This is a genomic window from Paraburkholderia fungorum, from assembly GCF_902833645.1.
GTDB lineage: Bacteria > Pseudomonadota > Gammaproteobacteria > Burkholderiales > Burkholderiaceae > Paraburkholderia > Paraburkholderia fungorum.
In genome coordinates this window covers 1-334 of the sequence record NZ_CADFGE010000032.1, presented here as the reverse complement: position 1 = coordinate 334, position 334 = coordinate 1, and the positions used below count along the sequence as shown (strand labels likewise).

General features: G+C 59.6%; 1 pseudogene. It reads right to left on the bottom strand.

The features are described 5' to 3' along the window. Positions 1 to 24: 24 nt before the first annotated feature. Positions 25 to 334 (bottom strand): annotated as a pseudogene (locus HWX91_RS40470) (TolC family protein); the annotation flags it as partial.

Here is a 334-nt window from a genome sequence, read left to right as displayed (position 1 = left end):
AGAAAATTTCGACGTGACACCATTTCATTTACCTTCGGAATCTGTAGGCGACGCGGGTTGCATCGTGGATTGCGTCGTGGGCGCGGATGGCGCTGAAGTCATCGCGAGCGGCGGCAGGCGGCCACCGACTGCCTGCTGCAGGTCGGTCTCCGCGAGCCAATAGTCCTTCAACGCGTCGATATAGCTGTTCACAGCGCCGACCTGGTCGCGCGAATCCGACAGCAGCTCGAAGACGCTCGCGAGCATGCCGTTGTAGCGAAGCAGGAGCTCGTCCGAAATGGTTTTCCGGATTGGCACGACTTCATCGCGGTAGTGCTTCGCGACGTCGTAATCG